Source organism: Niallia sp. FSL R7-0648, from assembly GCF_038007005.1.
GTDB classification, from domain to species: domain Bacteria; phylum Bacillota; class Bacilli; order Bacillales; family Cytobacillaceae; genus Niallia; species Niallia circulans.
In genome coordinates, this window is the sequence record NZ_JBBOWE010000001.1 from 2,996,030 (window position 1) to 3,020,976 (window position 24,947).

Sequence of the window (24,947 nt, forward strand, 5' to 3'; positions counted from 1 at the left end):
TTTCGGGTTTAATCATATTTTTTATTGGTTCTTCTGACTTTTAGAGCGTTCTTTTCCATTAAGCTATCCCTTTTCAACAGAGAGAATGCTTTTCACGTCATGACTTGGACGGAGGCGAAAACAGCTATACCTTGCAGATTCCCCCATTCTCATCCAAGCATACTTAATTACCTTTATATAAGAAGGCTAATAATTCCTCTTTGGACATAGCATTCAATACAGTAGATTTTTTTATCCAGCCCTTTTTCGCGGTGGATACTCCGATGGCCATATTATTAAGCTCATGCTTATAATGAGCATCTGTATTTATGACAATCTTTACGCCAGCATCCTGTGCCATTTTGACATGTGCTGCATTTAAATCTAAGCGGTTAGGATTACTATTCAATTCCAAGACAGTATTCGTTTCTTTCGCTAATTGAATGAGCATTTCCATGTCAACATCATAACCATCTCTTTTGCCAATTTTCCTACCAGTTGGGTGTGCAATGATATCAACATATTTGTTTTCCATGGCAGCTTTTAATCTATTCATTATCTTATCTTTCGATTGTGAAAAAGCAGAATGGATAGAGGCAATCACAATATCTAATTCTTTCAATAATTCATCATCATAATCTAGTGTGCCATCTGGTAATATATCCATCTCAGCACCAGCTAAAATAGTTATATCTTCATATTTAGCATTTAACCTTTTAATTTCTTTTATTTGCTTTCTCACTCTATCTGGTGTTAATCCATTGGCAACCTTTAAATATTGAGAATGGTCTGTAATAGCCATGTATTGATAGCCTAATTTTCGATTTGCTTCTATCATTTCTTCTAATGTATGTGCACCATCGCTTGCAGTGGTATGCATATGCAAATCTCCTTTAATATCTTCCAAGGAAATAAGCTCACTATCATCTGAATAATTTTCTACCTCTTTTCCATCTTCTCTTATTTCAGGAGGAATAAAGGGCAGTTCGAAATAATGATAAAACGCTTCTTCTGTCTTAAAGGTTTTTATTTCGCCTGTTTCATTATTTTCAACGCCATACTCGCTTATTTTTTCTCCGCGTTCCTTAGCTAGCTGTCTCATTCGCACATTATGTTCTTTTGAACCTGTGAAATGATGTAAGGTTGTTGCAAATTCCTCTGGTTTCACTAACCGAAAGTCGATAGAAACGTCATAATCCAGCCCTAGTATTACACTAACTTTTGTCAATCCTGCTCCTATTACTTCTTTTATAGACGGAAGCTGAAGCAATTGCTCTTTCACCTGATCAGGAGCATTTGTGGCGACAATAAAATCTAAATCTTTAATCGTCTCCCTAACTCTTCTTAAACTTCCGGCTCTAGAGTATTGCACAACCCCTTCCATCTTAGCTAGTTGTTCCTCAATGGAGACTGCTATCGGAATCATAAATGCAATTGGCAGTCGCTCTGGGCGAGATCCGGCATTTTGAAGGGCTTCCATAATTTTTTCTTCTGTCTTTTTGCCAAAACCTTTTAATGCTTGCACTTCTCCTTTTAAGCATGCATTTTTTAAATCCTCTGCATTTTCGACAGACAACTCTTTATATAATTTTGCGATTTTTTTCCCACCGAGACCTGGCAGCTGCAGCAATGGTATTAATCCTTTTGGAACTTCGTCTTTTAACTCTTGTAAAACAGACGACTTGCCTTCTTTTAGATATTCTTCTATAACAGCAGCTGTTCCCTTTCCTATTCCCGGCAGTTCCGTTAGATCGGTTATGTCGGTTAAGTTCAATTCACTTGTTTCAATCGTATTGGCCGCTTTTCGAAAGGCAGAGATTTTAAATGGATTTTCTCCTTTCAGCTCCATATATATCGCAATTTGCTCTAATAATCGAATAATATCTTTATTTGTAATCATCCTTTATCACCCACATATGTAAAATAACTCTTCTTCTCATCTACCTATCATACCATGAACTATATAAATTCAATAATTATGTAGTACCTGTTTAAACTAAACAAAAAAACTCTCTAGCTACATATAAAGCTAGAAGAGTTTCCTCTTTCTATGAAGCCATATAATCAAACCATAAATCTTTTATTTTCTCTGAAAAATATGGAGTGTTTTCTATCATCCATGCGGCAACCGAGGATTCATTTAATTGAGCTTGAATAAAATCAACCGGGATTAAAATAGAAATAAATAATAGAAGGAATAATAGCAAATACGTTTCGACAAATCCTAGGACCGCTCCAGCCCATGTATTTAACTGTTTTAAGATTGGAATACTAGCAACAAAATCTATCATACTTCCAATAATTTGCCAAAGGATTTTCACCACAAAAAATATCACAACAAAGGAGAACCCTCTGTAAAAGACGTCTTCTATATTTGCCGTTTGAATAAAAGATTGCAGCAAACTACTTTCTCCTATATTTGGATATGGAATCCATAGTGTTAATTTTTGCGATAGCGGGATGTAATATTTATTAGCAACAATAAACGCAACAATAAATCCTGTTAAGTGTATAATTTGCATAATAAATCCTCTTTTTAGTCCTCTAAGAAGACCAAAAAGCAGCAATATAACCAAAATAATATCTAACATGAACATTGTCAGTCCTTTTCTCTTCTTTTTAATTCTTCCTCTAATTCTTTCACTCGATCTTCTAGCTTTACATAGTCGTTTACTATATTTACTGCGGTAAGTACTGCAAGTTTATTGGTATCAAGTGAGGGATTCAAAACATGAATTTCACGCATTTTTTCATCAACTATGGAGGCAACCAGTCTAACATGGTTAGAAGGTTCTTTCCCTATTATTGTATATTGTGTTCCATATATATCAACATTTGTACGATTTTTAGGGGTATTTGACACGCCCATGCCTCCATTCTAAAGAATCCTAGTTTCTATCATATCATGAATTATTCTTGCTAGGGAAGTCATTCGAATAGATTCTATCTTAAGACTTTTAATAAAGGGCAGGAATTATAATTCACTTGATAAAATAAGAGGCTGGAACAAAACTAGCTTCAAATAGTAAGAAGGGGGGCTGTCCAAAATGTGAGTGAAAGCTAATTTTTTGGACTCCCTTTCATATATATTTCTGAATAAACGCACAAAAAAATCATCCTTTTTTAGTAAAATGAAGTTACCACACAACATTAAAAGAAAGGATGATTTTATGTGCAATCAAATAATTACTATTGGAACTTATAACACGTAAATGACATTCCTTCCAGCTCTAGAAGTGAATGAGAATGAGAAAAAATACTAAAAAGCAATTATCCCCTATGTTTAAACCTTACAACAGAATCCATAATCCAATTTCTATTCGTGCTTAACTAGAAATAGTTTTTAAAGAAGATGTATTCATTTCCCCTTCAGTTACACCACTTAACGGACTAGATGTTCTTTGTAAGAAATGGTATAGAGCTCCAATTAAGTTCGAGTCATTTCCAAATCGGCATGGCTGAACTTGGATGTTTAAACACTCTTCAGTTGGTTTCATAATTTTTAGCTTTTCGTTAATCTGTTCAATAAGCCCTTCGCGTTTACTGATTGCTCCTCCGATTAGAATTTTTGCCGGATCAATAATGTATTGTAAATTATAAATTCCTACAGCTAAGCGCTTAATAAATTTCTCTATTTCTTCCTGTACTTCCCAGTCACCTTCGTCTGCCATCTTAAATACAATTTGCCCGTCCAGAGTAATCGGATCCAAATTTTTCCGTTTCGCAACTTGCTTAATTAAACCTCCAGTTGCTGCAAGAGAACTCCATGATTCCCCTAGCGGCTGATTCAGATAATCCTCTAAAATCATGTAACCAAATTCTGCTCCAAAAAGATGGCTGCCATGACGAATTTTCTTATCTAGAAAAATAGAACCACCAATACCAGTCCCAATTACAATACATATATAATCATCGACTTCTTTTGCAGCACCCATCCATCCCTCCGCTAACCCTGCACAATTAGCATCATTTTCAAGCTCAACAAGTAATTTTGTCCGTTCTTGGATGACATTCCTTATATTTGGCCCATGAATATAAGGAAGAGCTGAGGTTCCTTTAATAAATCCTGTTTCTACATCTACTGCTCCTGGCATACTTAAGGCGATGCCGATTATCTCATTCTTTTCTTGAAAATTCTTCACCACAGTTTCGATTGTATCCACGAAAGAATCAATTCCGTCTTTGGGAGTTGGAACAGAAGACTTTTCTATAAAGTTTCCCAATTCATCCATAAGCGAAAATTTTATTGCGGAGCCTCCCACATCAAATACTGCATAATAGTTCACCAAAAAACCTCCTAACATCCATCCAAGTCTTATTATTCATGTAAGAAAGCTCCTAAATCAGTCCTGAACTCACCTAAAGGCTTTGTTCGTCCCACACGTTTCCCTTACAATAATTTCAGAGTCGGTATACACTGGCTTTAATTTTGATTTTCCTTCTATCAAGTCATTTAGCATAAAAGCAGATAATTTACCGATTTTCTCCTTATCCTGTTTGACCGTGGTCAATTTAGGATCGCTATAGCGGGAAGCAGCAATATCATCACATCCTACAATTCGGATATTTCTAGGTGTATGAAGTCCAGCTTCCTTAATAGCACTTAGTGCACCTAAAGCCATTAAGTCGGATGCAGCAAAAATAGCTTCTGGATAATCTTTCAACTCAAGTATTCTCTTCATTGCGATATAACCACTTTCTTCATGGTAATCTCCATATTGAATCCAATCTTCCCTGATTTCAAGGCCAAACTGATTCATCGCATCCTTGAACCCCTTTAACCTTAGATTAGAAATGACGGATTCACTCATCCCGCCGATATAACCAATTTTTCTAAGAGAATTCAAATAAAAATGTTCTACTACCTTCCTTGATAAATTTACATTGTCCGTCATGACGTAGCTCGCTTTTGGACCAACTAATTCAATATCAATTCCAATACAAGGAAAACCGCTCTCAGCAAGTTCAAATGTAGCATCCTCCACTTCTTCACCTGCAATTATCAAACAACCATCCAAATTAAAGTGCTTGCATCTTGCTAAATAACTTCCTTGAAATTGTTCATTAGAAAACATTAAGATATCGTATCCAAGCAATCCAATATTTTTCTTAAAAGTCGAAATAACTTCATTAAAATATGGATGAGTCATGTCTACATTGATTTTACCTGCATAGATAAGTCCAATGAGACTTGATTTTTTCGTTGCCAGTGACCGAGCCGAAAAATTTGGTGCGTAGCCCATTTCATTAATAACTGTCATGACCTTTTTTCTAGTCATCTCACTTATTTCGCCATAATTATTTAATACTTTCGAAACGGTTGATGGTGATACCCCTGCCAATTGTGCAATGTCCTTTATTGTTAAACTCATCGTTTTATCCCTTCTATTTCCGTCTAAATTCATTCCTAATATTAGATTAATAAAAGTTGGAGAATGAAACAATAGCACGGCAGGAAATAGTCTTTATTTCACAGACCCTTCCGTAATACTTGATATAAATAATCGGTTAAATAATAAGAAAATGACTAATAATGGAACAGTTGCCCAGAACACACCAGATAAAATCATACCGAAATCAATATTATGAGTATTGCCCAACTGTGCCAATGCAACTTGAATAGTATACATTTCCGGATCTCTTAAAACCGTAAACTGCCATAAGAACTCTCCCCAAACAGCAGTAAATACAATAATCCCAAGAGTAGCAAACGCTGGTAAGATAATCGGTAATACAATTCCCCAATAGATACGGAAATTCGAACACCCATCTAATTTCGCTGCTTCTATTAATTCATCAGGAACACCCTCGGATATATATTGGCGCATTAGAAATATCCCTAAAGGATTTAAAAAGGATACAATCATAACTCCTTGTAAGGTATCTAGAAGTCCTATTTTAGAAATTAAGAAGTATTGTGGGATTAACCCTAATTGCGGTGGAATAATCATGGTTACCAAAATCGCAATAAAAAATATGTTTCTTCCCGGGAATCTAAATTTAGCAAAAGCAAAGCCTGCTAATGAACTAATGAGTAGTACTATGATTGTTACAACCAAACACAGTATAAATGAATTCCACATCCCACCAAAAAAATCAATTTGACTTAATACCTTTTTAAAGTTTTCAACCAGCATATTTCCTGGTGTTAAAGTTGGCGGGATTGAATTGTAGGCAGCACTCGGTCTTGTTGCCATGACAAACATCCAGTAAAATGGAAACAACGAAACGATAGCAGCAATAAATAAAAATAAGTAAATGGATAATCTGCCTATGGAAAACTTTTTCCGTTTTCTTTTGTCATGTTTACTCATTTATCCACACCTCTCTTTTTTCTTCCAAATCCTTGCGTTAAACTTAAGTTTATGACAGCAAATAATGAAATGATAACCAATAGAATGATTGCAGTTGCGGATGCTGTTCCAAATGACTGCAATTTAAATGCATCTCTATACAAGTACATAACAATTGTCATAGCTTCGTCCCTTGTGAAAGCATCAGTTCCTAAAAATACAGTCGGTTCAGAGAATAACTGCATGGCACCAACTGTTGAAGTGAATACCGTTAGGATAATAAATGGTTTCATCATTGGGATGGTAATGTAAAAAAGCTGATGAAATTTATTGGCACCATCAATGGTAGCTGCCTCGTATAAATCATTTGGTATACCTTGAATTCCAGCTAGATAGATAATCGTGTTATATCCTACCCACCGCCAGAACACCATAATGGATATCGCAATTTTCGTTCCCCATTCAGAGGCTGCCCAATGGATTGGGTCAAGTCCAAAGAAATGAGTTAATACATAATTGGCTAAAGAAGATTCATGATTACTGAATAACACACTAAAGATAAGGGCTACAGCAACCATTGAAGTTAAATAGGGCATAAAAATTGTTACACGAAAGAAACTTTTAAACTTAAGAAAAGCCATATTCAACAAATAAGCTAAAATAAGGCCGACGACTAACTGTGGAGCTGTTCCCATAATTCCTATAATTATCGTATTATAAACTGATTTCCAAAATAGAGGATCTGTTAGTACAGTCTCAAAATTAGCCAGTCCGTTAAATGTCATCGGGCTTAAGCCATTCCATTTTTGAAAGGCTAGGTAAATACTAAAAAGCATAGGATATAGGCCGATAACTGCAAAAATTATGAAGAAAGGCGCTATATATAAATATCCTGACAGCATATCCTTTTTTTGCTCAGACCTAAATTTTTTCTGCTTTTTATGAATAGGCTGCTTCTTACTGATAGTGTTCACAGTTTCCTTATTACTGATAGGATTCATTTCCCCACCTCTTTTCATATTCAAGGGAGCATGGTACATATAAACGTCCAAACTTCCCTATCTATCAATCACTATTCTTTTTCCTCACAAAAAACCAATATGTGAAGAATCGCCGGCCTACCACAAACCTTTTTCTCGCTAGAGGCTCGTATGTGTAAGCCGACCGATTTTTTCGTATTATTTAAAAGTAAGTAGATTTTAGTGACCCTGTTTTTTATAGAACAAATATTAGATTAACGGCTTAATAAATCTTCTGCGCGCTTCACTGCAGCTTTCCATTCTTTTTCTGGATCTGCTCCTTTATTTTGGACATTCTTAAGCGCATTCAATACTTCGCTGTGGATAGAAGCATATTTTTCACCTTTATATCCTATGCCACTAATGTCCTTTGCAGCTTCTGCAAATACTGGAGCTGTTGCTTGACCACCAAAGAATTCATCTGCATTCGTCTTAAATTCTTCCATATCATATACAGATTGGGCAGATGGGAATAATCCATGGCTTTGGAATGATTTTAATTGATTTTCTGGTGATACAAGCCATTCAATAAAATCATAAGCTTCTTGGGAATGTTTTGTTTCAGATGGTACGGCAATGTATGAACCACCCCAGTTTGCAGCAAACTCAGTTGGTAATGTAGCAACTCTCCATTTTCCTACAGCATCAGGAGCATTTCCTTCCATCCATCCTTTCAACCATCCTGCTCCTAACTCTGCCGCAAATTCACCTTTGTTAACGGCATTTGCCCACTCTGGAGTCCACATATCATATTTACCTATGATTCCAAGTTCATTTAAGCGAATAGCATAGTCATATGCTTTTTTCACGTCACTGTCTGCTCCTAAATTTAATTTATTATCAGTAGTCAAGTAAGCTGTTTCGGCAGAATCTAGATAAGCTCTATATGCCATTTCAATACTATCAACAAATGGCAATTTTGTTTTCTCTTTAACTTGTAATCCAGCTTTTTCAAATGCTTCAGGTGAATTAATCAGATTGGCTACTTCCTGTGGATCAGTTGGAAGTCCCGCTTTTTCAAATACGTCTGTTCTGTAGTACAACCCTTTAGGTCCAATATCTGTAGGAAGACCAAATAAGAAATCTCCGTCCTGGTTTTCCCCACTCTTCCATTTCCAATCCAAGTACTGGTCTTTCACATCTTTCGCACCAAGATCATATAAATTTTCGAAACGATCTTGAGCCACTTTAAAACGGTCAAATTGGTCAATCTCTAACATTGTAATATCAGGTGCACCGCTACCAGCAGATAATGCGGTAAAAAGCGCATCATGATGATCAGCTGTTTCAGATGCTTTTACTTTAATTTTAATATTTGGGTTTTCTTTCTCGTATTCTTTTGCTAAATCCTCATAACCAGTCGAGCCAAATGTCCAAAAATCCAACGTGATTTTTTCATCTTTACCACTCGTTTTACTTGATGTATCATTCCCACTACAAGCAGCTAAAGACAGTGCAAGCAATGACGATAAACCTAAGGCAGCAAACTTTTTCATTCTTTTCAAAATCATAACCCCCCAAATTATTTAATATTTTAATAGTTTTTCACAAATATGAGATTTCTATAAAGAAATGAACACCCCCAAAAATGATAGATTTCAATTTCAACGAAATCGGTTTCGTAAACAATTAAAGAAATCGCTTACAAAACATATAATAATATCATTACTTCCAAAAATCAACATAAAAATAACCAATTTACAGAATTTTTTTAAAAAAATATGTGGTTTTAATTTATTTATTCAATATTCCCGCCATAAATAGTGACTTCACAAGAATTACTATTCGAAACCGTTTTCGCAATAATATACTGTTATCTCTTACATCCGCTACGAAAATGCAAATAAAGTAACAAATTTTAATAACGCAAAAGAAACTAGGACAAATGGATAAAAACGAACGATCTCTAATTGAGTGTCGAAGCAATTTCGTTCCCATACACTACAGACACACGATACGCCGAGAAGGTTGGGCGCTCGCCCCTTGTAAAGCGAAGTTTATTAGTCTTGCGGGTGATAACCCAAATTTTCTTTAATAAAATAAATATAAATCCCTAAACAATTATCGAATATTTTTTAATGTGTACGTATTATTGTTCGGGGTTATTTAGTTGAAAATACTTATGTCCCAGCTTCAATTAAAAAACATCCCAGAATTGAACTCTGGGATGTTTTTTATCCGCCTCAGCCTCTTAGCGAAGCACCAGCTTTTTCTTCTACTGCAGCAAGTACTTTATCATGAGTCTTGCTAATCATTTCATCTGTTAATGTTTGTTCTGGATCAAAATATGTTAAGGAGAATGCAATCGATTTTTTGCCTGCTTCCATTTTTTCACCCTCATATAAATCAAACACTTGAACATCTTTTAGTAACTTTCCACCAGCTTCAATAATAATTTCTTGAAGACTACCAGCTAACACGTCCTTCTCTACAACAAGTGCTATATCTCTTGTTACATACGGGAAACGAGGGATGGACGTATAATGTAGTGCTTCTACTTCTACAGCAAATAACTTACTTAGGTCTAGTTCGAAACAATACGTTTCTTTTAAATCTAAATCATTTTGCATTTGCGGATGCACTTGGCCGACAAATCCAATGATCTCCCCATTAAGGACGATTTCAGCTGTTCTTCCTGGATGCATTCCATCCAATTCCGCTCTAGCAAATGTAATTTGCTCATGAACACCTAACTTTTGGAATAACCCTTCTAATACCCCTTTTACAACAAAGAAATCAACAGTTTTCTTCTCTCCTTGCCATGGATGCATACTCCAAATGCCTGTAACTGCACCAGCTAAATGTTCTTTTTCCTCGGGAAGCTCCTGTTCTCCATTCGCTAAGAAGACAACCCCTGTTTCATAAACAGCTATGTTTTCATTTTGTCTTGCTGCATTGTATTTAAGCACCTCTAACAGCTGCGGCACGATGCTTTGACGTAATAATGCACGTTCTTCACTCATTGGCATTGCAAGTTTGATTGGGTTTCTTTTCTCTAAAGCAAAGCTATGCACTTTCGCTTCATTTGTTAATGAATAGGTAATTGCTTGATATAATCCAGCTGACTCTAAATATCTGCGTGCCATACGACGTTTTTTCTGATAAGCAGTTAAAGAACCTGGTGTAGCCGCACCTATTGGCAATGTTTTCGGCAGGTTATCATAGCCATAAAGACGGGCAACCTCTTCGATTAAATCTGCCTCGATAACAATATCATTTCTTCTTGTTGGCACAGTTACCGTGAATGTGTCACCTTCCATTTGTGTTGCAAATTGAAGACTATCAAAAATAGCCGTTACTGCATCCGTCTTTAATGTTGTTCCTAATGTTTGATTGATTTTTCCGAGCGTAATCGAAACTACTTTTGGCTCAGCAGTGAGTGTATCAACTGCGACTTCCCCTTCAAGCACTTCTCCGCCAGCATATAATTGTAATAATTGACAAGCTCTATCTGCAGCTTTACGTACTCGATTTGGATCAATTCCTTTTTCATATCTTGCGCTTGCTTCACTTCTTAAACCAATTACTTTAGAAGATCTGCGAATTACTTTACTGTCAAAATAAGCAGATTCTAATAAAACAGTAGTAGTGTCAGCTTGAACTTCAGAATTCGCACCACCCATTACACCAGCAACAGCTATTCCTTCTTTTCCGTTCGTAATAAGCAGATTATCTTCTGATAATGTTCTATCCGTTTCATCAAGTGTCGTAATTTTTTCGCCACTTTGTGCTCTTCTTACAAGAATTTCCTTTGAGCCAATTTTATCATAATCAAAGGCATGCAGCGGTTGACCATATTCTAGTAAAATATAGTTCGTAATATCGACCACATTGTTATGTGGGCGGATTCCTGCAGCCATTAATTTTCCTTGCATCCATAATGGAGATGGAGAGATTTTGATATTCTTAATTACTCTTGCTGTATATAATGGTACATCTGCATTCTCTTCTACTGAAACTTTAATATAATCAGATGCTTTTTCGTTAATTGTTGGATATTCTGTATTAGGTAATTTTACTTCTTTTTCTAAAATGGCAGCTACTTCATACGCTACTCCAAGCATGCTTAAGCAATCAGCACGGTTTGGAGTTAACCCCAGTTCTAGTACGGCATCATTTCGTTGCAAATATTCTAATGCATTTTTTCCGACCTCTACATCACTTGGAAAAACAAAAATGCCTTGTGCATAGTCTTTTGCGACAATTTTCCCTTCGATACCAAGCTCTTGCAGGGAACAAATCATCCCGTTTGATTCTTCCCCACGCAGCTTCGCTTTTTTAATTTTGAAGTTACCTGGAAGAACTGCGCCAACCTTTGCTACAGCTACCTTTTGGCCTTTATCTACATTAGGAGCGCCACAGATAATTTGGATTGGGTCTCCCTCGCCAACATCGACTAAACATTTATTTAATTTGTCTGCATTCGGATGTTGTTCACGCTCGACAACATAACCGATTACTACATTTTTAATTCCTTCATCAAGAACCTCGACGCCTTCTACCTCGATACCACTCTTTGTAATTTTTTCTGCTAATTCATTAGGACTTATGCCATTTAAATCTACATATTCATTTAACCAATTATAGGATACTAACATTTTTTCTCCTCCACCCTTAATATTCCGGTACTGAAAATTGTTTTAAGAAACGTACATCATTTGTATAGAAATGACGAATATCATCAATTCCATATTTCAACATCGCAATTCGCTCTGGCCCCATTCCAAAGGCAAACCCAGAATATTTCTTAGAGTCAAAACCGGACATTTCCAATACATTTGGATGAACCATTCCAGCTCCTAAAATTTCAATCCAGCCTGTTTTTTTACACACACTGCAGCCAGCACCTTTACAGATAAAACAAGAAATGTCCACTTCAACAGAAGGCTCTGTGAATGGGAAAAAGCTTGGACGTAAACGGATTTCTCTATCTTCTCCAAACATTTTCTTTGCAAAAACTTCAAGCGTACCAATTAAATCACTCATACGAATGTTTTCATCAACCACAAGTCCTTCAATCTGCATAAATTGATGGGAGTGTGTCGCGTCATCATTATCACGACGATATACTTTACCAGGACAAATAATCTTCACTGGTCCTTTCCCTTTATGTTTCTCTAATGTTCTTGCTTGCATTGGTGATGTTTGCGTTCGAAGTAACGTTTCTTCTGTAATATAGAATGAATCTTGCATATCCCTTGCTGGGTGATCCTTAGGCAGATTCAATGCTTCGAAATTATAGTAATCATTTTCCACTTCTGGACCCTCTTCAATGGTATAGCCCATTCCAATAAATAAATCTTCAATTTCTTCTACGACTCTTGTTAGAGGATGGTGATTACCTGTAGAAACAGGACGACCAGGTAGAGTTATATCAATTGTTTCAGAAGCAATTTTTTCTTGAACGAGCGCTTCTTCTAACGCCTTTTGTTTAGCCTCAATGCGGCTAGTAATTTCGTCACGAACAACGTTGACTAACGCCCCCATCTTTGGTCTTTCTTCAGCAGATAGTTTGCCCATTCCTTTTAATACTTCTGTAATTGGGCCTTTTTTTCCTAAATATGCGATACGAATTTCATTTAATTCTTTCATATCGTTACTGCTTTCAATGCGTGTTAGTGCTTCAGCTTGCAATTCTTTTAATTTATCTTCCATTACATTTCCTCCTTATATATGGTTTGTTCTCGCATGAAAATTGGCATAAAAAAACCCCATCCCCAAAAAGGGACGAGGTTATTGTCGCGGTACCACCCTAATTAACTTGTATGTATTATAAAAACAAGTTCACTTCATTTGGATAACGGTAGTCTATACCGGTACATCTTTACATCTTTCTAAAACAAGAAAAATGGTCCCGATGCCGACTCAGGAGGTGAACTTCATTCATGTTTTTAATAAAAATGCTTACAGTCTGCGGCATTTTCTCCCTTAATTAAAAATCATCAATTACTTTTCTCCATCAATGTCTTTATTCATGTAATTTGATTTTAATTATAATATATATCTAATTAGTTTTCAAATGCCTTTTTTGCTTTTGGTTGTAACTAACACATTATTTAAAATAATACATTAAAATACCTGCTGCCACTGCCACATTTAATGATTCACTTTTCCCGTAAATTGGTATATATAAGTTTGTATCAGTCTTACTTAATACTTCTTTCCTTACACCATTGCCTTCATTTCCAACAATTAAACAAAATGAGGCTGTTTTTTCTATCTCCCGATAATCCCTGCCATTTTCAAGGGCAGTCCCATAAATGGGAATATTCCTTTCTTTTAATTCATCCATAAACGATGCTAAATTTGTTTTTATAATTGGCAAGTGAAAATGACTTCCTTGGCCTGATCGAACTACCTTTGGATTATATATATCAACCGTTCCTTCTCCGATAATGACTGCATCGATCCCTGCTGCATCAGCTGTTCGGATAATCGTTCCCAAATTACCGGGATCTTGAACTTGATCAATCGCAATAAAGGTTTGAGCAGTAGACAAAGTTTCTGAATGGCTTTGCTGCTTACATAAGGCCAGAATACCTTGGGGTGTTTCTGTATCTGAAAGTTCTTTAATAATCTCTTTTGTAACGATCGTTATCGGAGTATCTCCATAATCCCAAGCAGGTACATCTATCTCCTCTGAAACGATTAAATCAATAATAGAATTTGCTTTGAATGCTTCTTCCACAAGATGAAAGCCTTCCACCAAAAACGTTTCCGTCTTATCTCTTTCCTTTTTTGTTAATCGTTTTTTCCATTCTTTAATTTGTGGATTTTTTACCGAAAGTATGTGTTTCACTTGCTATTCTCCTTCACAATCACCAATTATTCTCTATTGCTTTTATTATAGCGTAAATAAAATACATAATAAACGCCATTAGTGAAATGCTAAAAATAGATATGTTTTACAAAAACTCTATTCCATATTATTCAATAAGGTGAATGGATATGGATATGGATAGGTAACAATGAGAAAGAAGGGTGCTTATTATGAATTTAAATTTACGTAATGCAATAATCCATAATGTTTCTGGCAATTCTCAAGATGAATTAAAAGATACAATCGTGGATGCTATCCAAAACGGAGAAGAAAAAATGCTGCCTGGTTTAGGCGTTTTATTCGAAGTAATTTGGAAAAATTCTTCTGAAGAAGATAAAGTAGAAATGCTGCAGACATTAGAAAATGGACTAAAGTAAAAACAACTATTCCAATTATAAACCCGAACGATTATTGGGAAATGCCAATATAATAGGATTTTCACTCATAATTATTCGGGTTTTTTTTCATTAGAATAGAAGGTTAGACTGAATACACTTCACTTTCATCTGGCGAGCACTGAGCCTCCCATAGGAGGAGGCTACGTGTTTTTTCCTAATAAAGATTTTTCTTTTAGAAATGTCAGCTTAGCCTTTTAACAAAAAACTATTCCATTAACGCTTGTAGTCTATGCGAAGTTTCTTTCGTCGCTGCATAAACTTCTTTATAAATATTATATACTTGTTCGTATTTTTTCACATTTTCTGGAATAGGCTGAAATTCTTCTTTATATTGAACGAACTTTTCTACACACTCATTTATCGTTGCAAACCACCCTAATCCAACTGCAGCAACCATCGCCGCACCTAAACCTGGTCCTTGTTCCACTGTTAAATTAACAACTGGCGTATTAAAAATATCTGCTTGAATTTGTAGCCACTTGCTGTTTTTTGCTCCTCCGCCTACGGAAACAATGCGTGCAAACTGCTTATTCGCATTTTCCTCCATCAAAATCTTACTATCATTCAATGAAAAAGTAATACCTTCAACAACAGCGCGTGCAAAGTTATCTAGTGTATGCCTTGCATCCATGCCAATAAAACTGCCTCTTGTTTGGCTATCTGTATAGGGTGTTCTTTCTCCCATTATATAAGGAGTAAACACTAATCCATCTGAACCGATTGGAATATTATCAATATTTCCAAGTAATTCATCATAACTTTTCTCTGCTGCAAACGTATTTTTAAACCAATTTAAACTATAACCAGCAGATAATGTTACCCCCATGGAATAAAAACTGTTTTTTATTGCATGATTGAAATAATGAACTTTCCCTGCATAATCTTCTTTACCATCTTGTTCATAGGAAAGAAATACACCTGATGTTCCGATACTAGCTAATCCCATACCTTCTTTAACAATGCCTGCGCCAACTGCTGCACAGGCATTATCTGCTCCCCCAGAAAATACAGCAATATCATTTGTAAAGCCATACTTTTTTGCAAGCTCTTCTTTCATTATGCCTATTTTGTCAGAGGACTCAACAAGCTTAGGAAAAATACCTAAAGGAAGATCAAATAATTCAGCAATTGATTCACTCCACATCTTTTCTTCTACATTCAGCATTAATGTTCCAGCAGCATCTGAATACTCCATTTGCTTATTACCGGTTAAATAAAATCCTAAAAAATCTTTAGGCAATAGAAAGTGCTTTGCTTGTTCCCATATAGTCGGTTCATTTTCTTTTACCCATAACAGCTTAGGCAAGGTAAATCCTTCTAGTGCTTTGTTCTTTGTGATGCTAATAACTTCTTGTCCTGCCTTATCCATTATCTCCTGACATTGCTTACTTGTTCTTACATCATTCCATAAGATAGCATTTCTGAGGGGAGTTCCATTTGCATCTAATAAAACTAAGCTATGCATTTGTCCAGAAAAACTAATTCCTTCTGTTTTGGATGCTGCTTCTGGAAATGCTTCAATAATTTCTTTTAGCACAATGTCTAATGCTTCTATCCAAACATTTGGATTTTGCTCACTATACTTCGGCTGTGGTGTTAAAAGCTCATACTCAGAGCTCTTTGTGATAAGAACCTTCCCTTCTTTATCCACTAACAATCCCTTTAAGGAACTTGTTCCTAAATCAATCCCTATTACATATGACATTTATAAACGCTCCCTCCTGAAGACCAATGCAAAGGGATGTCTCATTCATAGAAATTTCGACCTTCACAAGTATTTCTAGTAGATTTTTTCAATGAGCTACTACTAATAAACTTGTGATGCCAACTCCTTCTATTTGAGACACCCCTTTTATTGATGTTATTCTACTTGTTTTTCTATTTGTATTATACTAAATAATCATTCAAACGAGATTTTAAGAATTCTAGATGATTTGGCTCATTTTCAATTTGATCATGCTGTAATGCATATTCAGTTAATGTTTTCAGATTTTCTTTTCCGTCTACAATAGATTTACCAATTCCAGTTGTATAGCTCTTATATCTGCGTTCAATTTCTTTATCGAAGAAACCATCTTCTTTTAGTTTTGCAGCTGATTTAAGTCCGCGTGCAAATGTATCCATACCAGCAATATGTGCAAGCACTAAATCTTCCATAGAGAATGAAGAACGGCGAACTTTCGCATCAAAGTTAATACCCCCTGGAGCAATTCCTCCATTTTCAAGTACTTGATACATTGCCAGAGTTGTATCATAGATATTAGTTGGGAACTCATCTGTATCCCATCCAAGCATTACATCTCCTTGGTTCGCATCTAAGGATCCAAGTGCATTGTAGCTTCTCGCAACGGCCATTTCATGTTCAAAAGTATGTCCTGCTAATGTAGCATGGTTTGCTTCTAGGTTTAGTTTAAAGTGTTTATCAAGATTGTATTTTTGCAAGAAGGCCATTGCCGTAGCAGCGTCAAAATCGTATTGGTGTTTGGATGGCTCCATTGGTTTTGGTTCAATTAAAAACTGAACTTCATGGTTTAATTCTTTGGCATAATCAACTGCCATATGGAAGAAGCGAGCCATATTATCTTGTTCTAATTGTAAATCTGTGTTTAATAAAGACTCATATCCTTCACGTCCACCCCAGAATACATAGTTTTTGCCGCCAAGCTTCTTACTGATTTCTAAGCCTTTTTTCACCTGTGCTGCAGCATACGCAAAAACTTCTGCATTGGATGAAGAAGCAGCCCCGTGTACAAAGCGAGGGTTTGTAAACATATTAGCTGTATTCCACAGTAATTTAATCCCTGTTTGATCCATTTTTTCTTTAATTAAATCTGTGATTACATCTAAATTATCGAAGAACTCTTGAAGCGTATCGCCCTCTGGAGCAATATCCACATCATGAAAGCAGAAGAATTCAAAACCCATTTTTTCCATTAATTCAAATCCAGCTTCTACACGATTTTTTGCTGTTTCCATTGGTGTTTCGCCAAACCAGTTACGAACATTTGTAGCAGCACCAAATGGATCAGAACCATCCTGCGTTAATGTATGCCACCATGCCATACTGAAACGCAAATGTTCTTTCATCGTTTTTCCTAATACAACTTCTTCTGGATTATAATGACGGTATGCATAAATATTCTCTGTTTTTGGTCCTTCATATTTTACTTTTTTAATCATTGGAAAAAATTCCATTCTAATTCCCTCCTATTTGTTATAAAAATCATGATCATCTTTAACTTACTTTTTCTTTTCTCAACTATTTTCTACAAATCTATTTAATTTACTTTCTATTTGTTAGTTCGATATACTAACTGAATTCATCATAAATCTAACTTCGTTTTTTGTCAAGCGCTTACAATATCAAATTTGTTAATTTATTAACAAATTTGATAGAAGAATTATAATTAGTATGGTAACCTAACAATACATACATCGTTACTAGGTGATAAACTGTTTGGAGGAAAATAATGGTCACAGACAAATATGTAATTAGAGAACAAAATGCTTCTCTTGTTATGGAGCAAATTGTTCAGCATGCCCCTATCTCTCGGGCAACCCTTTCGGCTAATATTGGGTTAAATAAAGCAACTGTTTCTGATATAACAAAGAAGTTACTTGAAGAGAAAATAATAGAAGAAATCGGAATTGGCGAAAGTAGTCACTCTGGGGGAAGAAAGCCAATTCTTTTACAACTAAATAAGAAAGCTGGTCTTTCGATTGCCATAGAGCTTGGCTATGACTTTATTTCTACAATGGTTACTTATTTAGATGGAGAGGTGGTTTTTTATAATAAAGAAAGGGGTACGTTTATTAAGAAAGAAAATGTTCTTTCCCATATTTCTGATATTATTGAAAAATATGAAAAAATAAGTAATCTGACAACCTATGGTATCGTTGGGATTGGGATTGCTATACATGGTATTGTTAATAAAAATAATATTTTATTTACTCCTTATTATGATTTAGAGAAAATAGAACTTTATGAAGAGTTAACGAAACTGTATCAGTATCCTATTCATATTGAAAACGAAGCTAATTTAACTGCCATTGGAGAGTCTACTTTTTCAACAGAATTTAATAACTTAATTAGTTTAAGTATCCATAGTGGTATTGGTGCTGGAATTATTATTGATGGGCAATTGTTTACAGGTTTAGACGGAAGAGCTGGTGAAGTTGGTCATTCTATTCTTTATCCAGATGGCAGAACTTGCCCTTGTGGAAATAAAGGCTGCTTAGAGCAATATTGTTCCGATAAGGTTCTTCTTGAGCAGTTTAAAGAGTTAAAACAATTATCCGATGTTACGCCAGATTTATTAGCTGAGCATTACTATGCTAATGATTTAGCAGTACAAGAACTGATTCAGCAACATTGCTATAATCTTTCAAAAGGGTTAAATAATATAATGACTTCTTTTGCTCCAAAGATTATATACATGAATAGTTCTGTCATTCGAAGAGTCCCTGATATACTTTCATTCATTCGTGATAACCTAGAAAGTTCTTTTAATAAAGATATTGTCATTGAAAATTCACGTCTTGGTTCTAAGGCATCTTTATTCGGCGCTACCGCTTTAAACATTCGTAATTTCTTAAATATTTCCCATTTAAAAATTATCAATGTAGAGTAACACGGCTTTTTTGCTTAAGTTAAAGGATGATACAATCCTTTGCTCCTTTCAACAAATTGGAGTGGATTGTATCATTTCTTTTTGTTTCTACCTATATCCTTCCCAAAATACCATTATTTTTTTATATTTTTTTGAAACTTTTTTCCCAGCTATTTCGTTAATATCATGATGGATTTATAGGGTGCTATAATCGTTTTATATAATGCATAACTATCATTACAAGAAATAGAGCGAATATGCTATACTTGCTATACAAAATATGAAAAAGGTGAAAAATTTTGACAAAAAAGAAGTTTCATTATTGGTTATTACAAGTTCTTATCATTGTTGCGATTGTTTATCTATGCACAAAAATTTCATTTTTATTTAAACCAGTGGCAGTGTTATTTTCAACTCTTTTTGTTCCCATTATCATTACTGGTTTCTTATACTTTTTACTTAATCCAATCGTTAAGTTTTTGCAAAAAAATAAAATTCCAAAGACACTTGCCATTATTATTCTATATGTTGGTGTTATCGGAATTTTGATTTTGGTTATTGGCAGTATCGTACCTATGATCAGCAAAGAATTTAGTGAGTTATTTAAAAATATACCTAAATATGCTGATGAAGCAGTGCAATATTTCCAATACTTAAATGATACAAAACAGTACAAATGGATTATGAATCAAGAATATGTAAAAATTGAAGATATAACAGAAAACCTAAAGGCCTATGCACAAACAATTCCAAGCAATATAACAAATGGAATCGGTAAAATCATTAGTACTATGACTAATATCACCATTACAATTGTTACAGTTCCATTTTTACTTTTCTATTGTTTAAAAGATGGCAGCAAATTTCCGGAGGCACTCTCTAAATTTTTCCCTGCGTCTTATCGTAAAGAAGGATTACATATTATCAAAGATACAAGCGAAACAATTGCTGCCTACATACAAGGACAAGTTATTGTAGCTCTATTTGTAGGAACCTTGGCTTTGATTGGTTATTTAATAATCGGTCTTGATTATGCGCTTGTAATGGCTTTACTTGTGGCTGTAACAAACATGATTCCATATGTTGGACCATTAATCGGTGGTGCGCCTGCTGTTATTATCGCTATTTTCACATCACCAACACAAGCCTTACTAGTTATTATCGTCATTACCATTGCTCAACAGATTGAAGGAAATATTCTATCTCCTTTAATTCTTGGAAAAAGATTGGATACACATCCAGCAACCATTATTATTCTGTTATTAGTAGCCGGAAATTTAGCAGGTATTTTAGGAATGATTCTTGCAGTACCAACTTACGCTGCTGTTAAAACGATTGTAATCAATATTAACCGTCTGCTCAAAGCAAGGAAGGCAGCGATCTTGAATACTAAGATACCTCCACTAGAATAAAAATCATGTGGTTATTAGGATAAGATATATGACTCGTTGATAAAGCTTCTTAAAAAAGGGAATTTGATTAAAAAATCAAATTCCCTTTTAATTATGCAAATGTTAATGAATTTACTGTTTCACGATCTAATTTTTTAATTACCTCAACGATTAACTTAACAGCATTTTCATAATCATCACGGTGCAGCATTGCAGCGTGTGAATGAATATAGCGAGTTGCAATCGTGATAGATAAAGCCGGCACTCCCTTATGCGTTAAATGAATGGAGCCTGAGTCTGTTCCACCTGCTGGCACACTGTCAAATTGATAAGGAATATTTAACTCATCAGCAGTATCTGTAACTAAGTCACGTAGTCCTTTATGAGACACCATGGAAGCATCATATAAAATAATCTGAGGACCTTTGCCCATTTTACTTAATGCTTCTTTTTCTGTTACTCCTGGTGTATCACCAGCAATACCAACATCTACGCCAAAACCAATGTCCGGCTCAATAAAGTTTGCAGCTGTTTTCGCTCCACGAAGGCCAACCTCTTCCTGAACTGTGCCCACACCATAGACTATATTAGGGTGATTGCTGTCTTTTAAATTCTTTAATACATCTATCGCAATAGCACAGCCAATACGATTATCCCATGCTTTTGCAAGCAGCATTTTTTCATTATTCATAACCGTAAACTCAAAATATGGAACGACCATATCGCCCGGTTTTACGCCCCACTCCATTGCTTCCTCTTTAGAAGATGCGCCAATATCAATAAAGATATCTTTTAGGTCGATTGGTTTCTTTCTTGCTTCTGGACTTATTACATGAGGTGGTTTTGATCCTGTAATACCAGTGATCTCTCCTTTGCTTGTCACAATTGTTACTCGTTGGGCTAACATTACTTGTGACCACCAGCCGCCTACTGTTTGAAAATAGAGAAAACCTTTATCATCAATACGGGTTATCATAAAACCAATTTCATCAAGATGACCTGCAACCATTATTTTCGGTCCATTTGCTTGGCCAACTTTCTTAGCAATTAAGCTTCCTAAATTATCTGTTGTTACCTCGTCTGCATATTCTGCTATGTACTTTTTCATGACCTCTCTGGGTTCTTTTTCATTTCCTGGAATCCCTTTTGCATCAGTAAGGTCTTTAAGCATTGTTAATGTTTCATCTAATTTCGCCATTATTTCGACTCCCTCAATATAATATATTCTTCATCATTATACTAGAAAATAATTATAGTACAAAGTATAAGATACTTCTTAAGTATAGCTTTATTCAAAAGAGGTTACTCCTTCGTCTTACGGGTATAGAAAAGAACACTTGCTTATATTATGTATCAATTCTTTGTTTCTATTTATTTTTATTTCTTTTTTAAAATATTTTTCTAAAAATGAAACCTTTTATGTTCTCTTTCGTATTCTATTAGTTAATCCTGAAAATTTAAGTTACTGGAGGCTCTTTTATGAAATGGCTTTTGTTAATCGTTCTTCTCTCATTTCTTATTTATGGGTTATTTCGACTCACTTCTTTCTTAACGAATCCGCAGCGAAGATTAACATTCGCGCAAAAGCGTGGAACATTTTATTTGTTTGATAAAAAAGATAATATAAGAATGAATCTCTTACTAACATATAAAGGTCATTTGCTTGAGGGGGAAAAATACGCTGCTGCTGAAGAAGTGGATCACATTTTACTCTTTCCTACAAATCCTTATAATACAAAGTTGTCCACTCAAGATAAAGCCGATATAGAACAGTCACTATTGTCTATCTATCCAAAGGCAAAAATCGAATGGACACGGTTTAAAAAGTCGTAAATAACGGAAGCTCGAACTTCCGTAATCAACCAAATAAACCCCTGAACCATTATACATGCATACAAGAAAGCTTCGTATAATGGTTCAGGGGTTATATTCATTTAAGAAAGAAGGTCTTAAATTCTCCTTTTTATTCATGGGCCTCTTTAAAAAATTCTCTCCATTTTATTACCGTAATTTTTTCCCGTAAGATATAAACAAGTATCGCTAAAGCAAACAAAATGATCACAACCATTGTCAACGAGAATTGACTGATAAATTGGCCAAAAATAGTATAGAAAAATGCTAAAGGAACATTGCTTATAAAAGAAGTTTTACTATATTCCTTTAAACTTTTTCTTTTTTCCAACAAGCAGAAATTTAATAAATGATAATGAAACACAGGGATCAATCTTAAAACGGAGATTTGTCCGAGTGTTAAATTACGATATTCACCAAACCATCTTTTTTTTAGATGAGATAGTTTGTTATGAGTTTTTGGCAAGCGGTGAATGACCGCATAGAATAAGAGACAATTAATGGTTAAGCCGATAATAGAATAGATGGTACCAAGCGTCACTCCAAATAAAACTCCTCCCGCAATACAGACTAGAATAGGAGGAATAAACAAAAATTGCCGAAGTGTATGGAATAAAATAAAAATAATCGGTGCTAATATCCCACTAACTTCTACCATTACAAATAGGACTGATAACTGCTCTTCCATCTTATCACCTTCTGCTCTAAAGAATCATGTTGTTATTACAGTGTATAAGAAAAGAGATGAGAATATGCCTAAACATTTAGTACATAAAGTACAATCCCAGCTTCTAGTAATGTCAAGAGAGGTAAACCATATTTGAAAGAAACATGCTTTGTTTTATGACGAAACTTTTTCATTCCAATAAATAAACCCAGCGCTCCAAATAGAATAGCCGTAATCCACAATGTTTTTTCACTTATCCGATACTGATGCTTAATTGCTCTTTTTTTATCTATCCCCATTAGAGAGTAAGCGAATATATTCACTACTGCCAAATAGATTAATACATATGTAATCACATGTTCTCCCCTTTCGCAAAAAAGTATAGAAAAAAAGAAGGTATAAGGTACCTTCTTTTAAAAAAACTTATTTTAAGTTTTGTTTTGCAACTGTTGCTAATTCAGCAAATGCTTTTTCATCACTTACAGCAAGTTCAGCAAGCATTTTGCGGTTTACTTCGATACCAGCTAATTTTAATCCGTGCATTAAACGACTATAAGAAAGACCGTTAATACGAGCAGCTGCATTGATACGAGTAATCCATAATTTACGGAAATCACGTTTCTTTTGACGACGATCTCTGTATGCATACATTAATGATTTCATTACTTGTTGGTTTGCAACTTTGTATAATGTATGTTTTGAACCATAATAACCTTTAGCTAATTTAAGAACTTTTTTACGACGTTTGCGTGTAACTGTACCGCCTTTAACACGTGGCATATTATTTCCCTCCTATATTGAAAAAATTACTTAATGTTGTCTAATAAATGACGAATGCGTTTGAAATCGCCTTTGGATACTAATCCAGCTTTGCGAAGTTTACGTTTTTGCTTAGTAGATTTGTTAGCAAATAAGTGACTAGTATAAGCTTTTGAGCGTTTTAATTTACCAGAGCCTGTCTTTTTGAAACGTTTAGCAGCTCCGCGGTGAGTTTTCATTTTTGGCATTTGGTATTCCTCCTCTTACTTGTCGTTTTTAGGCGCTAAAGTCATGAACATGCTTCGACCGTCCATTTTCGGATGTGATTCCACAGTGGCAACTTCTGCACAAGCTTCTGCAAAACGAACAAGTACACGTTGACCGATTTCCTTATGTGTAATAGCACGTCCCTTAAAACGGATGGATGCTTTTACTTTATCGCCTTTTTCTAGGAACTTAATAGCATTACGAAGCTTTGTATTAAAGTCATGCTCATCTATAGTTGGACTAAGGCGAACCTCTTTAATATTAATGATTTTTTGATTTTTACGTGCTTCTTTTTCTTTCTTTTGCTGTTCAAACTTGTATTTACCGTAGTCCATGATTCGAGCTACTGGCGGCTTTGCGTTTGGAGCAACAAGAACCACATCAAGATTAACACGTGTTGCAATTTCAAGAGCTTCAAATTTCGTTTTAATCCCAAGCTGTTCTCCATTTTGGTCAATAAGACGAACTTCTCTAGCACGAATGCCTTCATTTAAAATCATATCTTTGCTAATAGTTAAACACCTCCAAGGTTAATGACGAATACAACGTTCGGGTCAAGAATAATCTATTCTAGGTCACCTTCTCTAGATTAGATACTAATTGACACTTGACTCCCAAGTTGACATCGTAGGCTTTGTAATCTTTATCATCCAAATAAAAAAGTGTGGATGATCAATTCACCCACACTTACGATAACATAGTAAGACCTAAAATGTTTTACGTAATACCTGTTAACTACTTGGAATCTGTGTCAATCAGGTGAGAAGCGGGTGCTTCTTCTTTTCCTCAAACTCGTATTCAATTTACCTTAGTAACTATATCACAATTGATATCTATAAGTCAACGAAAGAAATATCACAACGAGAAAAATTTTATCAAAATAATGGATTCAA

The 24,947-nt window shown here is 35.1% G+C and carries 23 protein-coding genes and 2 other annotated features; of the genes, 4 read left to right on the forward strand and 19 right to left on the reverse strand.

What is annotated here, in order from left to right; translation table 11 throughout:
- Positions 1-163 precede the first annotated feature (163 nt).
- The 11 genes from polX to NSQ89_RS14855 all read right to left on the reverse strand — a co-directional run bounded on the left by polX (position 164) and on the right by NSQ89_RS14855 (position 14,090).
- Complete coding sequence (gene polX / locus NSQ89_RS14805; protein ID WP_047941919.1) at positions 164-1,879, reverse strand: DNA polymerase/3'-5' exonuclease PolX; 1,716 nt, start codon at positions 1,877-1,879, stop codon at positions 164-166.
- Positions 1,880-2,027: 148 nt separating this feature from the next.
- A complete protein-coding gene (locus tag NSQ89_RS14810) occupies positions 2,028-2,570 on the reverse strand; it encodes a CvpA family protein (RefSeq protein WP_341133165.1) in 543 nt (180 codons plus the stop codon).
- 8 nt (positions 2,571-2,578) lie between these two features.
- Positions 2,579-2,842, reverse strand: coding sequence for a cell division protein ZapA (gene zapA / locus NSQ89_RS14815; RefSeq protein WP_047941918.1), 264 nt, complete (start codon positions 2,840-2,842; stop codon positions 2,579-2,581).
- A 463-nt stretch (positions 2,843-3,305) separates the two neighbouring features.
- Positions 3,306-4,265 carry an ROK family protein gene (locus NSQ89_RS14820; protein ID WP_095258059.1) on the reverse strand — a complete coding sequence of 320 codons (960 nt, stop codon included), beginning with the start codon at positions 4,263-4,265 and terminating at the stop codon, positions 3,306-3,308.
- A 69-nt stretch (positions 4,266-4,334) separates the two neighbouring features.
- Positions 4,335-5,351, reverse strand: coding sequence for a LacI family DNA-binding transcriptional regulator (locus NSQ89_RS14825; protein ID WP_047941916.1), 1,017 nt, complete (start codon positions 5,349-5,351; stop codon positions 4,335-4,337).
- A gap of 93 nt (positions 5,352-5,444) precedes the next feature.
- Entirely contained in the window at positions 5,445-6,293 is an 849-nt protein-coding gene (locus tag NSQ89_RS14830; RefSeq protein WP_047941915.1) for a carbohydrate ABC transporter permease, read from the reverse strand.
- Positions 6,290-7,273, reverse strand: a complete 984-nt coding sequence (locus tag NSQ89_RS14835) for a carbohydrate ABC transporter permease (RefSeq protein WP_217275553.1) — start codon at positions 7,271-7,273, stop codon at positions 6,290-6,292. Before NSQ89_RS14835 ends, NSQ89_RS14830 begins: the two co-directional genes overlap by 4 nt.
- A 233-nt stretch (positions 7,274-7,506) precedes the next feature.
- The gene (locus NSQ89_RS14840; RefSeq protein ID WP_095258095.1) at positions 7,507-8,787 is read right to left on the reverse strand and encodes an ABC transporter substrate-binding protein; all 1,281 of its coding nucleotides are present in this window, start codon (positions 8,785-8,787) and stop codon (positions 7,507-7,509) included.
- 687 nt (positions 8,788-9,474) lie between these two features.
- Positions 9,475-11,889, reverse strand: a complete 2,415-nt coding sequence (gene pheT / locus NSQ89_RS14845; RefSeq protein ID WP_047941913.1) for a phenylalanine--tRNA ligase subunit beta — start codon at positions 11,887-11,889, stop codon at positions 9,475-9,477.
- Between the two features lie 16 nt (positions 11,890-11,905).
- Positions 11,906-12,946: a phenylalanine--tRNA ligase subunit alpha gene (pheS, locus tag NSQ89_RS14850; RefSeq protein ID WP_061798697.1), complete on the reverse strand. Its 1,041-nt coding sequence runs from the start codon at positions 12,944-12,946 to the stop codon at positions 11,906-11,908.
- 65 nt (positions 12,947-13,011) lie between these two features.
- Positions 13,012-13,263: a binding site (T-box leader), on the reverse strand.
- Positions 13,264-13,343: 80 nt separating this feature from the next.
- Positions 13,344-14,090 carry a TrmH family RNA methyltransferase gene (locus NSQ89_RS14855; RefSeq protein ID WP_095258057.1) on the reverse strand — a complete coding sequence of 249 codons (747 nt, stop codon included), beginning with the start codon at positions 14,088-14,090 and terminating at the stop codon, positions 13,344-13,346.
- 191 nt (positions 14,091-14,281) lie between these two features.
- Between NSQ89_RS14855 and sspI the strand changes: the two genes are divergently transcribed.
- Positions 14,282-14,488, forward strand: coding sequence for a small acid-soluble spore protein SspI (gene sspI, locus NSQ89_RS14860; RefSeq protein WP_047941909.1), 207 nt, complete (start codon positions 14,282-14,284; stop codon positions 14,486-14,488).
- A 226-nt stretch (positions 14,489-14,714) separates the two neighbouring features.
- Here sspI and xylB read toward each other — a convergent pair whose 3' ends face one another.
- Both xylB and xylA read right to left on the reverse strand, forming a co-directional pair.
- Entirely contained in the window at positions 14,715-16,214 is a 1,500-nt protein-coding gene (gene xylB / locus NSQ89_RS14865; protein WP_341132847.1) for a xylulokinase, read from the reverse strand.
- 182 nt (positions 16,215-16,396) lie between these two features.
- Entirely contained in the window at positions 16,397-17,704 is a 1,308-nt protein-coding gene (gene xylA, locus NSQ89_RS14870) for a xylose isomerase (RefSeq protein WP_047941906.1), read from the reverse strand.
- A gap of 275 nt (positions 17,705-17,979) precedes the next feature.
- Between xylA and NSQ89_RS14875 the strand changes: the two genes are divergently transcribed.
- The gene (locus NSQ89_RS14875; RefSeq protein ID WP_095258056.1) at positions 17,980-19,140 is read left to right on the forward strand and encodes an ROK family protein; all 1,161 of its coding nucleotides are present in this window, start codon (positions 17,980-17,982) and stop codon (positions 19,138-19,140) included.
- 278 nt (positions 19,141-19,418) lie between these two features.
- Entirely contained in the window at positions 19,419-20,531 is a 1,113-nt protein-coding gene (locus NSQ89_RS14880; protein WP_047941903.1) for an AI-2E family transporter, read from the forward strand.
- Positions 20,532-20,622: 91 nt separating this feature from the next.
- On the opposite strand, the gene NSQ89_RS14885 is transcribed toward NSQ89_RS14880, so the two are convergent.
- Entirely contained in the window at positions 20,623-21,708 is a 1,086-nt protein-coding gene (locus tag NSQ89_RS14885; RefSeq protein WP_047941902.1) for a M42 family metallopeptidase, read from the reverse strand.
- Between the two features lie 281 nt (positions 21,709-21,989).
- On the opposite strand from NSQ89_RS14885, the gene NSQ89_RS14890 reads away from it, so the two are divergent.
- Entirely contained in the window at positions 21,990-22,343 is a 354-nt protein-coding gene (locus NSQ89_RS14890) for a hypothetical protein (protein WP_047941901.1), read from the forward strand.
- Positions 22,344-22,473: 130 nt separating this feature from the next.
- On the opposite strand, the gene NSQ89_RS14895 is transcribed toward NSQ89_RS14890, so the two are convergent.
- From NSQ89_RS14895 to infC, 5 genes are all read right to left on the reverse strand, one after another.
- Positions 22,474-23,049: a TVP38/TMEM64 family protein gene (locus NSQ89_RS14895; protein WP_341132848.1), complete on the reverse strand. Its 576-nt coding sequence runs from the start codon at positions 23,047-23,049 to the stop codon at positions 22,474-22,476.
- Positions 23,050-23,117: 68 nt separating this feature from the next.
- Positions 23,118-23,384: a DUF1294 domain-containing protein gene (locus NSQ89_RS14900; protein WP_082138309.1), complete on the reverse strand. Its 267-nt coding sequence runs from the start codon at positions 23,382-23,384 to the stop codon at positions 23,118-23,120.
- 67 nt (positions 23,385-23,451) lie between these two features.
- Positions 23,452-23,808: a 50S ribosomal protein L20 gene (gene rplT, locus NSQ89_RS14905; RefSeq protein ID WP_031534824.1), complete on the reverse strand. Its 357-nt coding sequence runs from the start codon at positions 23,806-23,808 to the stop codon at positions 23,452-23,454.
- A gap of 26 nt (positions 23,809-23,834) precedes the next feature.
- Positions 23,835-24,035, reverse strand: a complete 201-nt coding sequence (gene rpmI, locus NSQ89_RS14910; protein ID WP_016201803.1) for a 50S ribosomal protein L35 — start codon at positions 24,033-24,035, stop codon at positions 23,835-23,837.
- Between the two features lie 15 nt (positions 24,036-24,050).
- On the reverse strand, positions 24,051-24,554 hold the full coding sequence (gene infC, locus NSQ89_RS14915; RefSeq protein ID WP_016201804.1) for a translation initiation factor IF-3: 504 nt from the start codon (positions 24,552-24,554) through the stop codon (positions 24,051-24,053).
- A 150-nt stretch (positions 24,555-24,704) separates the two neighbouring features.
- Positions 24,705-24,842: a sequence feature (ribosomal protein L20 leader region), on the reverse strand.
- Positions 24,843-24,947: the final 105 nt, after the last annotated feature.

What these genes read in the sequence shown, in the direction of transcription:
- infC (WP_016201804.1), bottom strand. Translation starts at nt 24,554, where the DNA reads ATGATTTTAAATGAAGGCATTCGTGCTAGAGAAGTTCGTCTTATTGAC.
- NSQ89_RS14885 (WP_047941902.1), bottom strand. Translation starts at nt 21,708, where the DNA reads ATGGCGAAATTAGATGAAACATTAACAATGCTTAAAGACCTTACTGAT.
- NSQ89_RS14835 (WP_217275553.1), bottom strand. Translation starts at nt 7,273, where the DNA reads ATGAATCCTATCAGTAATAAGGAAACTGTGAACACTATCAGTAAGAAG.
- pheS (WP_061798697.1), bottom strand. Translation starts at nt 12,946, where the DNA reads ATGGAAGATAAATTAAAAGAATTGCAAGCTGAAGCACTAACACGCATT.
- sspI (WP_047941909.1), top strand. Translation starts at nt 14,282, where the DNA reads ATGAATTTAAATTTACGTAATGCAATAATCCATAATGTTTCTGGCAAT.
- pheT (WP_047941913.1), bottom strand. Translation starts at nt 11,889, where the DNA reads ATGTTAGTATCCTATAATTGGTTAAATGAATATGTAGATTTAAATGGC.
- rplT (WP_031534824.1), bottom strand. Translation starts at nt 23,808, where the DNA reads ATGCCACGTGTTAAAGGCGGTACAGTTACACGCAAACGTCGTAAAAAA.
- rpmI (WP_016201803.1), bottom strand. Translation starts at nt 24,035, where the DNA reads ATGCCAAAAATGAAAACTCACCGCGGAGCTGCTAAACGTTTCAAAAAG.
- xylB (WP_341132847.1), bottom strand. Translation starts at nt 16,214, where the DNA reads ATGTCATATGTAATAGGGATTGATTTAGGAACAAGTTCCTTAAAGGGA.
- NSQ89_RS14830 (WP_047941915.1), bottom strand. Translation starts at nt 6,293, where the DNA reads ATGAGTAAACATGACAAAAGAAAACGGAAAAAGTTTTCCATAGGCAGA.
- xylA (WP_047941906.1), bottom strand. Translation starts at nt 17,704, where the DNA reads ATGGAATTTTTTCCAATGATTAAAAAAGTAAAATATGAAGGACCAAAA.
- NSQ89_RS14840 (WP_095258095.1), bottom strand. Translation starts at nt 8,787, where the DNA reads ATGAAAAAGTTTGCTGCCTTAGGTTTATCGTCATTGCTTGCACTGTCT.
- NSQ89_RS14890 (WP_047941901.1), top strand. Translation starts at nt 21,990, where the DNA reads ATGAAATGGCTTTTGTTAATCGTTCTTCTCTCATTTCTTATTTATGGG.
- polX (WP_047941919.1), bottom strand. Translation starts at nt 1,879, where the DNA reads ATGATTACAAATAAAGATATTATTCGATTATTAGAGCAAATTGCGATA.
- NSQ89_RS14895 (WP_341132848.1), bottom strand. Translation starts at nt 23,049, where the DNA reads ATGGAAGAGCAGTTATCAGTCCTATTTGTAATGGTAGAAGTTAGTGGG.
- NSQ89_RS14810 (WP_341133165.1), bottom strand. Translation starts at nt 2,570, where the DNA reads ATGTTAGATATTATTTTGGTTATATTGCTGCTTTTTGGTCTTCTTAGA.
- NSQ89_RS14825 (WP_047941916.1), bottom strand. Translation starts at nt 5,351, where the DNA reads ATGAGTTTAACAATAAAGGACATTGCACAATTGGCAGGGGTATCACCA.
- NSQ89_RS14875 (WP_095258056.1), top strand. Translation starts at nt 17,980, where the DNA reads ATGGTCACAGACAAATATGTAATTAGAGAACAAAATGCTTCTCTTGTT.